Annotated in this window: 16 protein-coding genes and 1 pseudogene; all 17 read left to right on the top strand. The window is 64.1% G+C overall.

Annotated features, from left to right (window positions below; genetic code table 11):
• The first annotated feature begins 55 nt into the window (after positions 1 to 55).
• The 17 genes and pseudogenes from IDM28_RS11800 (at position 56) to IDM28_RS11720 (ending at position 13,541) form a co-directional block, all read left to right on the top strand.
• Positions 56 to 1,369, top strand: a complete 1,314-nt coding sequence (locus IDM28_RS11800) for a phage major capsid protein (RefSeq protein ID WP_188036004.1) — start codon at positions 56 to 58, stop codon at positions 1,367 to 1,369.
• 54 nt (positions 1,370 to 1,423) lie between these two features.
• Positions 1,424 to 1,669 (top strand): hypothetical protein, encoded by a 246-nt coding sequence (locus IDM28_RS11795; RefSeq protein ID WP_188036003.1) that lies wholly within the window; start codon positions 1,424 to 1,426, stop codon positions 1,667 to 1,669.
• 2 nt (positions 1,670 to 1,671) lie between these two features.
• The gene (locus tag IDM28_RS11790) at positions 1,672 to 2,223 is read left to right on the top strand and encodes a hypothetical protein (protein WP_188036002.1); all 552 of its coding nucleotides are present in this window, start codon (positions 1,672 to 1,674) and stop codon (positions 2,221 to 2,223) included.
• Between the two features lie 2 nt (positions 2,224 to 2,225).
• Positions 2,226 to 2,603 (top strand): phage head closure protein, encoded by a 378-nt coding sequence (locus IDM28_RS24215; RefSeq protein ID WP_188036001.1) that lies wholly within the window; start codon positions 2,226 to 2,228, stop codon positions 2,601 to 2,603.
• Positions 2,581 to 3,015, top strand: coding sequence for a hypothetical protein (locus tag IDM28_RS11780; protein WP_188036000.1), 435 nt, complete (start codon positions 2,581 to 2,583; stop codon positions 3,013 to 3,015). Before IDM28_RS24215 ends, IDM28_RS11780 begins: the two co-directional genes overlap by 23 nt.
• Positions 3,016 to 3,023: 8 nt before the next feature.
• Positions 3,024 to 3,623: a hypothetical protein gene (locus IDM28_RS11775; RefSeq protein ID WP_188035999.1), complete on the top strand. Its 600-nt coding sequence runs from the start codon at positions 3,024 to 3,026 to the stop codon at positions 3,621 to 3,623.
• On the top strand, positions 3,620 to 3,799 hold the full coding sequence (locus IDM28_RS11770) for a DUF2635 domain-containing protein (RefSeq protein ID WP_188035998.1): 180 nt from the start codon (positions 3,620 to 3,622) through the stop codon (positions 3,797 to 3,799). The genes IDM28_RS11775 and IDM28_RS11770 overlap by 4 nt, the downstream gene beginning before the upstream one ends.
• Positions 3,796 to 5,291 (top strand): annotated as a pseudogene (locus IDM28_RS11765) (phage tail sheath subtilisin-like domain-containing protein). Before IDM28_RS11770 ends, IDM28_RS11765 begins: the two are co-directional and overlap by 4 nt.
• A 58-nt stretch (positions 5,292 to 5,349) precedes the next feature.
• Positions 5,350 to 5,697 (top strand): phage tail tube protein, encoded by a 348-nt coding sequence (locus tag IDM28_RS11760; protein WP_188035997.1) that lies wholly within the window; start codon positions 5,350 to 5,352, stop codon positions 5,695 to 5,697.
• Positions 5,697 to 5,996 (top strand): phage tail assembly protein, encoded by a 300-nt coding sequence (locus tag IDM28_RS11755; RefSeq protein ID WP_188035996.1) that lies wholly within the window; start codon positions 5,697 to 5,699, stop codon positions 5,994 to 5,996. The genes IDM28_RS11760 and IDM28_RS11755 overlap by 1 nt, the downstream gene beginning before the upstream one ends.
• A 129-nt stretch (positions 5,997 to 6,125) precedes the next feature.
• The gene (locus IDM28_RS11750; protein WP_316936998.1) at positions 6,126 to 8,513 is read left to right on the top strand and encodes a phage tail tape measure protein; all 2,388 of its coding nucleotides are present in this window, start codon (positions 6,126 to 6,128) and stop codon (positions 8,511 to 8,513) included.
• On the top strand, positions 8,510 to 9,916 hold the full coding sequence (locus IDM28_RS11745; RefSeq protein WP_188035995.1) for a DNA circularization protein: 1,407 nt from the start codon (positions 8,510 to 8,512) through the stop codon (positions 9,914 to 9,916). The genes IDM28_RS11750 and IDM28_RS11745 overlap by 4 nt, the downstream gene beginning before the upstream one ends.
• 4 nt (positions 9,917 to 9,920) lie before the next feature.
• Positions 9,921 to 11,033: a phage baseplate assembly protein gene (locus IDM28_RS11740; protein ID WP_188035994.1), complete on the top strand. Its 1,113-nt coding sequence runs from the start codon at positions 9,921 to 9,923 to the stop codon at positions 11,031 to 11,033.
• Complete coding sequence (locus IDM28_RS11735) at positions 11,030 to 11,521, top strand: phage baseplate assembly protein V (RefSeq protein WP_188035993.1); 492 nt, start codon at positions 11,030 to 11,032, stop codon at positions 11,519 to 11,521. Before IDM28_RS11740 ends, IDM28_RS11735 begins: the two co-directional genes overlap by 4 nt.
• 1 nt (position 11,522) lies before the next feature.
• On the top strand, positions 11,523 to 11,924 hold the full coding sequence (locus IDM28_RS11730) for a phage GP46 family protein (protein ID WP_188035992.1): 402 nt from the start codon (positions 11,523 to 11,525) through the stop codon (positions 11,922 to 11,924).
• Positions 11,914 to 12,954: a baseplate J/gp47 family protein gene (locus tag IDM28_RS11725; protein ID WP_188035991.1), complete on the top strand. Its 1,041-nt coding sequence runs from the start codon at positions 11,914 to 11,916 to the stop codon at positions 12,952 to 12,954. The genes IDM28_RS11730 and IDM28_RS11725 overlap by 11 nt, the downstream gene beginning before the upstream one ends.
• Positions 12,951 to 13,541, top strand: coding sequence for a YmfQ family protein (locus IDM28_RS11720; protein WP_188035990.1), 591 nt, complete (start codon positions 12,951 to 12,953; stop codon positions 13,539 to 13,541). The genes IDM28_RS11725 and IDM28_RS11720 overlap by 4 nt, the downstream gene beginning before the upstream one ends.
• Positions 13,542 to 13,547: the final 6 nt, after the last annotated feature.

The raw sequence follows: 13,547 nt of genomic DNA, 5'->3' as shown, positions 1-13,547 counted from the left end.
TCGCGGCAGTGACCCCAACCGCCAGCTGGCGGTTTTTTTATGCCCAGGAGGCAGCATGTCCCTCGTAACTCAATTGCGTAGCGAACGCGCCACTATCAACAGCCAGATCCAGGCCTTGGCTCAGCTGGAAGTCGCCGGTACCGCCCTCAGCGCAGAGCAGCTCGCGCAGTTCGAACAGCTCAGCGTTCAGTTCAAAACCCTCACCGAGAAACTCACCCGTGCCGAGGCCGCCGAGCAGATGGCAGCAGCCAGCGCGGTGCCCGTGGATGAGGGGGCTCAAGGCCTGAATGGGCCGCCCAGCCACATCAGCGGTCCATTCACTGCCAAGCCTGTGCCTGGCGCCAATATGGCCCAGATGGTTCGCGTACTGGCCGCGGCGCGCGGGGATCAGCACGCTGCAGCCAAGATGGCTCAGAGCTCTGGCTACAACCCTGAAATCGCCATGGCACTCAGCACGGTGACGCCTGGCGCAGGCGGCGTGCTGGTTCCGCAGAGCTTCTCCAGCGAAGTGATTGAGCTGCTGCGACCGAAGTCGGTGGTTCGCAAGCTCGGCGCCGTTTCCCTGCCGCTGCAAAATGGCAACCTGACTGTGCCGCGGATCAAGGGCGGTGCAGTGGTTGGCTACATCGGCAGCGAAGAGGATATGCCGACGACCGATCTGCAGTTCGATGACTTGAAGCTGTCGTCGAAAAAACTGGCGGCGCTGGTGCCGATCAGCAACGACCTGTTGGCGTACTCGGGCACCAACCCCAGCGTTGACCGGCTCGTCGTGAATGACCTGACCGCTTCGGTGGCAACAGCGGAAGACCTGTCTTTCCTGCGCGGCGCGGGTACCGGGAACCTGCCGAAGGGCCTGCGCTTCTGGGCGCCTGCCTTCAACGTTTTTGCGGCGCCCGCAGCGGTGACGCTCGAGGCGGTTGAGCTCGCCTTGTCTGCGCTGATCCTGCGCCTGGAAAACGCCAACTCGAACATGACGGCACCCGGCTTTGCCATGGCGCCGCGGACCAAGCGCTGGCTTGCTGCATTGCGTGATGGCAATGGCAACAAGGCCTATCCAGAGCTGGATCAAAACCTGTTGAAAGGTTTCCCGGTCGGTTCCACGACCCAGATCCCGATTAACCTGGGCGGCGATGGCGATGCTTCGGAAATCCATTTCGCCGACTTCGCGGATTGCTTCATTGGCGAAGACGACGCCATGGTCATCGACTTCAGCAAAGAGGCTACCTACAAGGACAGCAGCGGCAACGTCATTAGCGCCTTCCAGCGCGATCAGACGCTGGTGCGCGTAATTGCCAAGCACGACTTCGGCCCGCGCCACGTGGAGTCGGTAGCGGTAATGACTGGCGTCAAATGGGGTAGCGCCCTCTAACACCACTGGCCCGGAATCCCGGGCTTTCTTGCATTCGGCTTAGGGGAGCATCCCATGTCCAAAGTAATCGTGACTTTTGAAAAAAACTGGCGCGGCTATGCCGCCGGAGAAACCGCTGGCTTTGAGTCCAGCCTTGCCGAGGGCCTGATTGACGGAGGTTATGCGGTCGAGGCTGACAAAAAGGCCACCAAGAAATCGCGGGCTGGTGCGAGCGGTGGAGCGGCGACCGATGACGCCGGGCCTGATGGTGACGCGGCTGCCAAGTCTGATACCAAGCCGGACACCGACGGGAAGCCCTGACCATGGCGCGCCGCATTGAGTACACCGGGCCACCCGTGCTGACGTTAGAGCAGGTGGCATATCAATGCAGGGCCGAGCCAGAGGATCTTCAGCCCGAACTCATTGACCAGATCATCATCCCGGGCGTGACGAGCCAGGGTGAGTCGAAGACCGGCGCGGCGATCCGTGAAGCGATTTATGAGGAGGACTGGCCGCAGCGCTACCCGTCGGGGCATCCGCTGGACATCGGCCAGGTGGTCGCCGTCGAGTCCGTTCTGCTGTTGGGGGATGGGGGCCAAGTCATCCCGTTTACTGGTCCGTCCGAGTTAAGCCGGGGAGGGAAGGAGAGCTACCTGCACTTTCCGAGTGGCCGGCCGCACGGTCGGCTGCGCATTCGCTACCGCGCTGGCGTAGATGTGGCGGCTTATCCCGGGGTGTTGAACTGGTTGCTGATGGCCGCCGAAACGGCCTTTACGCAGCGGGGAATGCTGGTTGTCGGGCAATCACTGGCTGAAATGCCCTCCAGCTATCTGGACTATCTGCTGGCGGATATCACCGTGCCTCCGAGGTTCTAGCCATGGACATACGCGAGCCTGCGTCCGGCGAGTTGAAGCACCGGATGGAAGTGAGGAAAAGGTCCGACAAGCCTGTGGGGCCGGGCCTGGAGCCAGAATTCACGCTCGTCTGCCGCCGTTGGGTGAGGGTCGAACCGTTGGGAACGGCGACCTACGCCCATGCTCAACAAACCAAATCGGGGATAACCCATCGCCTCTACTGTCGTTTCATCCCTGATTTGCAGTCGGACTTCGAGTTTGTAGGCCGCGGGCGGGTTTATCGGGTGAGGCGCCCTACGGATCTCGCCGGCCGCCAGGTTTGGTCAGTGGTCGAGGTTGAGGAGCTAGGGCCGGTGAGCCCAGAGGAGGGCAGGCCAAATGGCAAACTCCGTTTCGATTGACGGCTATTTGCACGTCGACGGTTTCGACAAGTTCGATCGCGAAGCCTTCAACAAACGCAAGATTCGCGCCGGCATGCGCAAGGTTGGCCAGTTGATCACCGGGCGGGCTCAGATGAACCTTGCGCTTGGCAGTGGCCAGGACGGCTACCCGATCAATCGGACGGGTGCGACCACCGATTCTATCGGCTTCAAGTTGTCGCGCTCGGGCTTTCTGGTGCGGGTCGCGCCGAACAAGACTGCAAGCATGCAGGCGTTCTACCCGGCTTATCTGCATTACGGCGTGCGCCGTAAGCAGGGCGGTGGGTGGCGCATCAAGCCCCGCGACGACTACATGACCGACGCACTGACCGACAGTCGCGCCGACGTGCAACGCATCCTGCAGCAGGCCTTCGCCGCCGCGCTGCTCAACTGAGAACCGACATGAAAATCACGCCTGTGATCGAGCAGTTGCGCGCCTATGCGCCTGGCTTTGAACAACGCGTGGCCGGCGGCCTGGATTGGGACCCGACCGCCGACAGCGCAAAGCTGGAGATTCCAGCGGCCTATGTGATTGCGGTAGGCGACTCGGCCGATGAGCCAAGCGCGCAGAACGTGATCACCCAAGGCGTGCGCGACGCTATCGACGTGTGCGTGGTGCTGCCGACAGTCGACGAGCGCGGGCAGTCGGTGGTCGACGTACTGCACGACGTGCGCGCCCAGCTGTGGCGTGCGCTGGTGGGCTTTGAGCCTGATCCGGAAACGGGGCCATTGCTGTACGACGGCGGCCAGCTCTTGCTGCTTGACCGCGAGCGGGTGGTTTACCGCTACCGCTTTTATGCCGACCTGCAACTGGGTCGCTGGGAGCAGACCGGCGAGGGTAAGCCGCAGACCTGGCAGGAATGGAAGCTGGCCGGCCTGCCAGAGCTGGAGGGGATCGACACCCGCTTTGACTTCATCAACCCCCTGAAAGACTCCAACGTCACGGCCCCCGGCCCTGACGGGCGAGTCGAGTTCACCACTCGGGAGAACCTGACCCCATGAGAACCGTAGACCTCAAGCCGGCACCCGGGCGCGACTGCCCAATGCCGCACAACCCCCGCGAGCTGCTGCCCGCCGGCGGCGCCACGGTGCCCCGTAACGTGTACTGGGAGCGCCGCATCAGCGACGGTGATGCCGTCGAGCAGAAAGCCAGCACCCGAGGGAGCAAGACGCCATGAGCGTGAGTTTCAGCAACATTCCCAGCGACATTCGCGTGCCGCTGTTCTACGCCGAAGTCGACAACTCAATGGCCAACAGCGGGGCGTCCAGCCTGCGCCGGCTGATCGTCGGCCAGGTCAACGACGACGCCACCGGCCCGGAAATCGGTCGCCTGGTACTGGTGTCGCGTACCAGCGAAGCCAAGGACATCGGCGGCAATGGTTCGATGTTGGCGGCGATGCACGCTCGCTGGCGTTCCGTGGACGTGGCCGGCGAGGTCTGGTGTCTGCCGCTCAAGTTGACCGCCGGCGCCGCTGCAAAGGCCACCGTTACCGTAACGGGGTCGGTCGAGTCGGCGGGCCTGGTCAACCTGCACGTAGCCGGGCAGCGGGTACGCGCCTCGGTGGTTGCCGGCGCATCCGCCGAAGCGGTGGCCACCGCGTTGGCAGCGGCGATCAATGACGCGATTGATCTGCCGGTAACGGCCACTGTTGAAAACGCAGTGGTCACCGTCGTGGCCAAGTTCAAGGGCGACCTGGGCAATGACATTCAGCTGCAGCTCAATCGACTCGGGCGCGTCAACGGCGAAGTCACGCCGGCGGGCCTGACGGTTGTGACCTCGGTCATGACGGGCGGGTCTGGCTCGCCTGATGTGGTCACGGCATTGGCGGCGCTGGGCGATGAAGAATTCGAGTTCATCGCTCAGCCCTGGACCGATTCGGCGACGCTGGACGGCTGGAAAGAAACGATGGACGACAGCGCCGGTCGCTGGTCGTGGGCCAAGCAGCTGTACGGCCACGTCTACAGCGCGAAGCGCGGCACCCTCGGCGAGCTGGTCGCGGCGGGACGTCTGCGCAATGACCCGCATGTCAGCGTGCACGGCTTTGAACGCGGCGTGCCGCAACCAGTGTGGGAAGTGACAGCGGTCTGGGCAGCGCGCACCGCTGTGTTCATCAGCGCCGACCCAGCCCGGCCACCCAGACTGGCGTGCTGGTAGGGATCGACCCTGCAGCCGCGAGCGATCGTTTCACGCTGACTGAACGTCAGTCGCTGCTGACCAGCGGCGTCGCTACAGCGGTGTACAGCGGCGGCAGCTACCGCATCGAACGGGCAGTTACGACCTACCAGCGCAACGCCTACGGGCAGCCGGATGACTCCTATCTGGACAGCGAAACGCTGCACCAGTCGGCGTATGTGATCCGCAACCTGCGCAGCATCATCACCAGCAAGTACGGGCGCCATAAGCTGGCCAACGACGGCACCCGCTTTGGTCCCGGCCAGGCGATCGTCACGCCGAAGGTGATTCGCGGCGAGCTGATTGCGGCCTACGGCGCCATGGAGCGCGACGGCATTGTCGAGAACGCCGAGATGTTCAAGCAGTACCTGATCGTTGAGCGCGACCCGAACAACCCGAACCGGCTGAGCGTGCTGTTCCCGCCGGACCTGGTGAACCAGCTGCGCGTGTTCGCGCTGTTGTACCAGTTCCGCCTGCAGTACCCCGACGCGGCCTGATCCGCATCGTTAAACCCCCGGCCCGCCTCGTGCGGGCTTTTTTCTGGGAGATCCCTTAATGGGTCAGAAAGTCGCAGGCACCTGCTTTGTCAAGGTCGACGGCGATCAGCTGGTGATCACCGGCGGCGTCGAAGCGCCGTTGTCCGCTGTGAAGCGCGAAACCATCGTTCCCGGTTACTTCAAAGAAGAAGACCAGACCCCCTACGTCATTGTCGATGCGGTGAAAACTGCCAACTTCCCCCGGGCCAAGCTGGTCGCGGGCATTTCGATGACCGTCACGGCGGAACTCGCCGATGGCTCGGTGTACGTGCTGAGCGGTGCGTACCTGGTCGATGACACCAAAGTGACCGGCGATGACGCCAAGGTCTCGCTCAAATTCGAAGGCATCCAAGGAGACTGGCAGTAATGAGCACCGTTAACCATAAACTCGCAGAACCTATTCAGGCCCACAACGAAGAAGTCAAAGAGCTGACTGTGCGCCGTCCTACTGTCCAGGAGTGCCGCGCTATCAAGTCGCTGCCCTACACCATCGGGGAAAGCGGTTATCCCATTCTCGACGTGGAAGTCGCGGCCAAGTACATCGCCGTATGCGCCGCCATCCCGTCCAGCTCGGTGAATCAGTTGGGCTTGCCTGACTTGAACGCCATTGCCTGGCTCATCGTGGGTTTTTTCATGCCCCGCGATTCGAATCAGTCGGAAGCCTGACCGAGCTGGCTTTTGACCTTGCCTGGTGGTGGAAAACCACCCCGGGCGAGGCGCTGGGCTGGACCCTCGACACGCTCTTTGAGTGTGAAGAAAACGCGTGGCGGATTCATAGCCTGACTGGGGGTGGTGGTGGCGGATAAATTCCAGCTAAAGGCCCTGATTACCGGCGTCGACAAGCTGTCGCCGGTGCTCAGCGGCGTGCGTAAAAACGCGGCCATGCTGCGCAAGCAACTGAACAGCTCGGGCCTTGGCAAGATCACCTTTGGTGAAGCCCTGCAGGGCGGTGCCATTGCGGCGCCGTTCGTCATGGGTATCAAGGCGGCGATGGGCTTTGAAAGCGCCATGGCGGACGTTAAGAAGGTGGTTAACTTCGACACGCCGGAGCAGTTCAAGGCGATGAGTGACGACGTGTTGGGCCTGTCCGAGCGGCTGCCGATGGCGGCCGAGGGCATTGCTCAGATCGTCGCCGCCGGCGGACAGTCGGGCATCGCCCGGGAAGAACTCAACCGCTTTGCCGAAGACGCGGTAAAGATGGGTGTAGCCTTCGACACGACCGCCGAACAGTCTGGTTCGATGATGGCCAAGTGGCGAACCGCGTTCAAGATGAACCAGAACGAGGTGGTAGCCCTGGCCGACCAGATCAACTATCTGGGCAACACCGGCGCGGCCAGCACCGGGCAGATTTCCAACATCCTGACGTCTATCGGCCCGCTGGGTGAGGTGGCCGGCGTCAGTGCGGCTCAGTTGGCGGCGATGGGTTCCACCCTTGCCGGCGTGGGTATCGCGCAGGACGTAGCCGCGACGGGCATCAAAAACTTCATGCTGACCCTGACTGCCGGCACGGCGGCGACCAAATCGCAGAAAGAGGCCTATAAGGCGCTGCGCCTGGACGCCAACGAGATGGCCAAGGGGATGCAGACCGACAGCGAAGGCACCATCACCCGCGTGCTGCAGACCTTGGCCAAGGTCGAGAAAAGCAAGCAGGCGGCAGTGCTGACCAATCTGTTCGGCAAGGAATCGGTGGGGGCGATCGCGCCGCTGCTGACCAGCTTGCCCACCCTGCAGAAGAACTTTAAGTCGGTGGGGGACGCGAGCGAATACGCAGGTTCCATGAACAGCGAGTATGCCGCTCGAGCAGCGACCACGCAGAACGCCATGCAACTGTTGATGAACCGGGTAACCCGCCTGGGTATCAGCGTCGGCACGGTGCTGTTGCCGCCGCTCAACGACTTCATGGCGACCATTGGCCCGATCGTGTCTGGCGTCACCAGTTTAGCCGCGGCTAACCCGTGGTTGATCAAGGGCGTGCTCGGCGCCGCGGTGGGCTTCACCGTGCTGCGTCTGGCAACTGCCGGTGCTACTGCAGCGCTGGCACTGATGAACGGCGTAGCAAGCATGAGTCCGATCGGGCTGGTGGTGCGCGGTGTCGCGCTGGCCGCCGGCGTGCTGATCGCGAACTGGTCGACCGTCGGGCCGTACTTCGAAAAAGTGTGGGACATGATCAAGGGGCCGGCGATGGCCGTGTGGGGGTGGATGAAAACCGCCTTCGCTTGGACGCCGCTGGGCCAGATCGTGGCCAACTGGCAGCCACTGGTGGGCTTCTTTAGCAGCCTGTGGGGGCTGGTCAAAGCGCTGGCTGTGCCCTTCATGGGCTTCATGAAAACCCTGTTTGCGTTCACCCCGCTAGGGATGATCGTCAACAACTGGGGGCCGATCAGCGAATTCTTTGGCAGCCTCTGGGGGCTGGTCAAAGCGGTGTCTGTGCCGTTCCTGGACTTCCTCGGGACCATGTTTGATTTCAGCCCGCTGGGCCAGATCGTCAAGCACTGGGAGCCGATTACGGCTTACTTCAAAGGGCTATGGGACAAGCTGCGCCCGATCGTTGAACCCATGATGAAGTTCATGGGCTTTGACTCGGACGGCGGCGGGGTGATCCAGGCAGCGACGCAAAAGGTCAATGCCTGGACCGAGCAGCAGCAGGCGCGTAACGGCGAAATGCAGCCGGTTCCGGGCGCGTTGGTCAAGCCGACGGCTCAGCCGGTGCAGCTGATGCCGGCTGCCACCAGTACGGCCAGCTTGCTACGGACGCCGGCGGCACCGTTCCAGCCAATGCCGCTGGGTCAGAAGGCCCCGGTGCCGATCGCCAAGCCGGCGCCGTTGCCTGCTGTGTCCTATGACCCGCGTGACCCGAGCAGTAAAGACCCGTTCCTGGTACCGGCTTTGACGGCCAATAAGGTGCGCTTCCCCGGGGCGGGGTTGATGGCCCCGCAAGCGCAGCCCGCCGGCGGGCCATCACTGGTCCAGCAGGCAGGTGCGCCGGGCAGCTTGCCGGCGTCGCGGGGTTCGCTGGTCGAGCAGTCGGGGCGGGCCAACAAAGCCCAGCTCGAAGGCTCAATGGTGGTGCGCTTCGAGGGCGCGCCGCCGGGCATGCGCGTGGAACAGGGGCAAACCAATCAGCCAGGTCTGCAGGTCAGTCCGCAGGTGGGTTACCGATCGTTAGGAAGGGGTGAGGGATGACAACGTGGCGTGATCAGTTGCACCCGGCCTCCTTTCGGGGGGTGCCGTTTTTTGTCGACAGCGACAGCATGCCCGCCGGGCGGCGCACGCAGGTTCATGAATACCCTCAGCGGGACAAGCCGCTGGTGGAGGACATGGGCCGCGTTACCCGCGAGATCAAGCTTGAAGCGTTCGTGATCGGCGAGCAGTTCATTGAGCTGCGTGACAACCTGCTGAATGCGCTGGACAAGCCCGGCGCCGGGGAGCTTATCCACCCGTGGTATGGGCGGCTGATGGCCACGGCCACCGAATGCGACGTCAGCCATGAGCGCCGGGAAGGGGGCATGGCCCGGTTTAGCCTGATGTTTGTCGAGGATGGCGAAAAGGGCTTTCCTGCAGGCGTGCCGAACACAGCGCGCCAGTTGGAGGATTCATCCGAAAGCCTGCTGGAATCGGCGATCGCCCGTTACAAGGCCGTCATGGCCGTGGTCAATCGGGCGCGCCTGGCGGTGGTTGCGCTGCAGAACGGTATCGCTGGCATTCAGATGGCCATCGCTGCCGAGCTGCGCCAGATCACCGGCCTGATCAGCTCGGTTGAAGCGCTGGTGGACATGCTGATCAATGCCCCGGGCAACTTCGCGGCGATGATCCGAGGGCAGTTCGCCAGTGTCGGTGGCAGCTCGCGGTCGTCGGGTTACCGTTGGGGGGCAACCGACAGCGCTTCGTCGGCAACCGCCGCGAGTCTGGAGGCCGACCCCGAGTTTGCCCGCACGGTCGCGGCGCTACCCGAGCAGCAGCCGGAGTTTGCCAGCTTCGCCGACTCGGCCCGGGCGATCACGGCCCATATCGAGCAGGCCCAGTTGCTGGCAGCCGAAGTGTTGGAGGCGGCCGCGAGCAGCGGCAGCAGCTCGGGTAACAGCGTCACCGCAGTGCTGGGCGGCACGGCCACGGCGCAGGTGGTGAACGCCGCCCGCGAGCTGGTCCGTGATGCGCTGATCGTTTTGGCCGTGCGTACTGCAGCAGCCATGCCGGTGGTGCGGGCGCCTGAGCCTCTGAGCGGTTTCCCGTCTCTGGAGCAGCAAGCGATCGCGCCTATCCAGCGTCCTGACGTGCCCGTCACTGCCGACGTGGTGGCGGTGCGTGATGCGATCGAGGCGGCTTTGTGGTCGGCCGGCCAGGTTGCGCCGCATGAACATTTCGAGGTGCTGCAGGTGGTGCGCAAGCAAGTGCGGGCGCACCTGACTGAGGTGGCCCGCGCAGGGGTTCGCCTGACCGTTGTCACGGCGCGTGAGAGCGTGCCGGCGGTGGTGCTGGCTTACCGGCAATACGGCGACGCTACCCGCGCTTCGGAAATCGTTACGCGTAACAAAGTGCAGCACCCGGGGTTCTTGCCTGCCGGGCCGCTGGCCATCGCTCAAGAGTAAGCCTATGGACAACATGAACGCTGTCACGCTGAGCGTGAACGGCCTGGATTATCGCGGCTGGAAGAAAGTCAGCATCAGCGCCGGGATTGAGCGGCAAAGCCGCGATTTCACCCTGGGCGTGACGTGGCGCTGGCCCGGGCAAGATGTAGAAATTCCGGTGCGGCAGGGCGACTTTTGCGAAGTGCGGATCGGTGAAGACCTGGTGCTGACTGGCTGGGTCTTTTCCACGCCGATCAGGTACGACAGCAAGACCGTCGATCGCTCGGTCACTGGCCGATCGCTGACGGCGGACCTGGTCGACAGCTCGGCCGTCAACAAGCCCGGGCAGTGGCGCGGGCAGAGCGTGCAAAAGATCGTCCAGTCGCTGGCCGAACCCTACAAGGTCAAGGTGCTGAGCCAGGTGCCGGAAACCACGCAGCTGAGCGATCACAGCATTGAGCCGGGCGAAACGGTGTTCGAGTCGATCGACCGCCTGTTGACCCTTTCCCGGCTGCTTTCCACCGATGACGCACAAGGCCGGGTGGTGATCATCCGCCCGGGCAGCGCGGGGCGGGCGGTCGATCGCCTGCAGTTGGGCGAGAACATCTTGACCGGCAGTGCCGAGCTGGACTTTTCCGGGGTGTTTTCCGAGTACCGCGTAACGGGCCAGCGCTCGGGATCGAACACCGCGTTCGGGGTCGAGGCCAGTGAGGTCAAGTCCGGCGTGGTCGATCCTCGGGCCACGCGCAACCGCGTGCTGCTGATTCACGAGAGCGGCCAGATGACCCCGGAGCTGGCACAGGCCCGGGCCAACTGGGAGCGCGGCACCCGCATGGGCAAGGCGATGACCCTGAGTTACAAGGTGCAGGGGTGGCGGCAGTCCAACGGCGCGCTGTGGCTGGCCAACATGGTGGTGCGGGTGGTCGACCCGCTGATCGGCATCGACCGCGACATGCTGATCAGTGAAATCGAATACGTGCTCGATGACGCCGGCACCGTGGCCAACATCGTGTTAGCCCCGCCCGAGAGCTTCGACCCTGAACCGAAAGACCCGCACAAGGCCCGCAAGCTCAAGAAGGGCGGCAAGGCCGACAACTTCGAGTACCTGATCCCCGCCGACTGGAAGCCCAGCCAATGAAGCCCCTTAGAAACCTGATTGCCCGGGGCGTCGTCGCCCTGGTCGATGCCGGTAGCAAGCTGCAGGGTCTGCAGATGCGCCTGACCGCCGACGAAGTGAAAGATGGCATGGAGCACTTCGAACCCTACGGTTTCACATCCAACCCGCAGCCCGGCGCCGAGGCCGTGGCGCTGTTCCTGGGCGGCGATCGCTCGCACGGGGTGGTTGTGTGCGTCTCGGACCGGCGCTTTCGCCTGCAGGCGCTGGAGAGCGGCGAGGTCGCTTTGTATACCGACGAGGGCGACTTCCTGCACTTCAAGCGCGGCCGCGTGATCGAGGTCGAGACGATGACGCTCAAGATCAAGGCGCAGGCGGGGGTGGACTTCGATACGCCACTGATTCGCACCACTGGCCGCATCGAGGCAGCCGGCGACGTGGTAGCCGCCGAGGTCAGCACCTCGCTGCACGTGCATGAAGGCTCGGACAAGCGCCCAGTCAAAGGGGCCTGACATGGAGCTATTCACCGACGAAGCCACCGAACAGGCCTGGCGGCGCGCCGTGGTGATCAGCCTGTTGACCTGGCGGCGCGCCGAGGGCGGCGACGTCCTGGACGATGACGAGCGTTACGGCTGGTGGGGCGACACGTTCCCCACGGTCGAGCGCGACCGCATCGGCTCGCGGCTGTGGCAGTTGCGCCGGCGCACGCTGACCGATGACACGGTGCGCGACGCCGAATCGTTCGCCCGCGAGTCGCTGGCCTGGCTGGCCGATGACGACAGAGTCCGCGCCGTTACCGTAACGGCGTCACGCCGAGTCGACCGGCTCGACATGCTGGTCGTGCTGACCCTGCGTGACGGCACGCTGATTGATATTCAACTCGACACGCTATGGCAGGTGATCAATGCCGTTTGAAACCCCTACGTTACCCGCCCTGATTGCCCGCTCACAGTCCGACCTGGCCGGCGGTAGCGCGCTGGTCCGCTCTGATTCCGAGGTGTTGGCCAGGGTGCTGGGCGCAGCGGCCTACGGTCGCTATGGCCATCAGCAATACATCGCCGACCAGATCCTGCCCGACACCGCCGACGAAGAAACGCTGTTGCGTATGGCGTATGCCCGCCTCAAGCGGGGCCGTCTGGAGGCCGTCAAGGCGTCCGGGCCTGCCGCCTTCACCGGTGGCGCCTCGGCGCTGCTCGACGCCGGCGCGCTGCTGCAGCGCGACGATAAGGTGCTGTTTCGCGTGCGGGCCTCGGTGAAATTGACCGCCGCCGCCGGCAGCGTGGAACTGGAGGCGCTGGAAGCCGGCGAACTGGGCAACACGCCAGTCGGCATCCAGTTGCGCCTGGTATCGCCAGTACTCGGCGTGAACGAGGTGTTCACCGTGACCGCCCCGGGCATTACTGGCGGTACCGAGCAGGAGAGCATCGAGACGCTGCGCGGTCGGGTGATTCGCTCCTACCGCGTCATTCCCCACGGCGGCAACAAGAGCGATTACGAAACGTGGGCGCTGGAGGTGGCCGGCGTGACGCGCGCCTGGGTCGTTCGGCAGTGGCTCGGCCCGGGCACCGTGGCGGTGTTCTTCGTGCGTGACGGTGACGTGAACCTGATCCCCAACGCCGAGGCGATCGCCACGGTGGCCGCTTACATCGGGCAGGAACGCCCGGTTACCGCCGAGGTTTACGTCTTAGCGCCGGCGGAAAAGCTGGTGGCCTACCGGTTGTCCGTGACCCCTGACAGCAGCGCAGTGCGCCGCGCCGTAGAAGCGGCCTTGATCGACTTGCACAACCGTGAGTCCGAGCTGGGTGGTGTGTTGCTGGCCACCCACATCAGCGAGGCCATCAGCGCGGCGACTGGCGAGGTTGACCACAAGGTCCTGGCGCCCCTCGGCAACGTGTCTGCAGCGCGCAACGAGCTGTTGACCTATGGCGGGGTGAACTGGGTATGAGAACGGCAGACGACTACTACGCGCAGCTCTGTGCGCTGTTGCCCCCGGGGCCGGCGTGGGAGCGGGAATTTAACCCGGGCATTGATGAAATCCTGCAGGCCGCTGCCCAGGAGCTGGCCCGCGAGGATCTGCGCGCCGCAGCGCTGCTTGCCGAGAGCGAACCGGCCACGGTGCGCGAACTGGTGCCCGACTGGGAGCGTGTCATGAGTCTGCCTGACCCTTGCATGGGCGAAAGCCCAACGTTTCAGGACCGCCAGTTGGCGGTACGTCGGCGGCTGCTGGAGGTGGGCGGGCAGACCCCGGCGTACTTCGTCGAACTGGCGTTCAGCATGGGTTATCGGCAAGCGCGGGTGATTGAGCACCGGGCACCTCGCTTTGGCCGCTCGCGCATGGGGTCGGCCCGCTTCGGCACTTGGTCGGCGCAATTCATGTGGACCTTGCAGACGGGGCCGCGCCTGGCTCAGGGGAGCCGCTTCGGATTTAGCCACTGGGCGCAGACCTTCGGCGGCGCCTCTAGCGGGGCGCTTGAGTGCCTGGTCAGCCGAGCTGCGCCGGCACACACACTTGAAACAATCAAATACGGATAAGCACCT

The sequence above is a fragment of the Pseudomonas sp. EZ-C24 genome (assembly GCF_014525325.1).
GTDB lineage: Bacteria > Pseudomonadota > Gammaproteobacteria > Pseudomonadales > Pseudomonadaceae > Aquipseudomonas > Aquipseudomonas shirazensis.
Note: the sequence above shows the minus strand (reverse complement) of the source record. Positions and strands in the feature narration are given on the sequence as shown.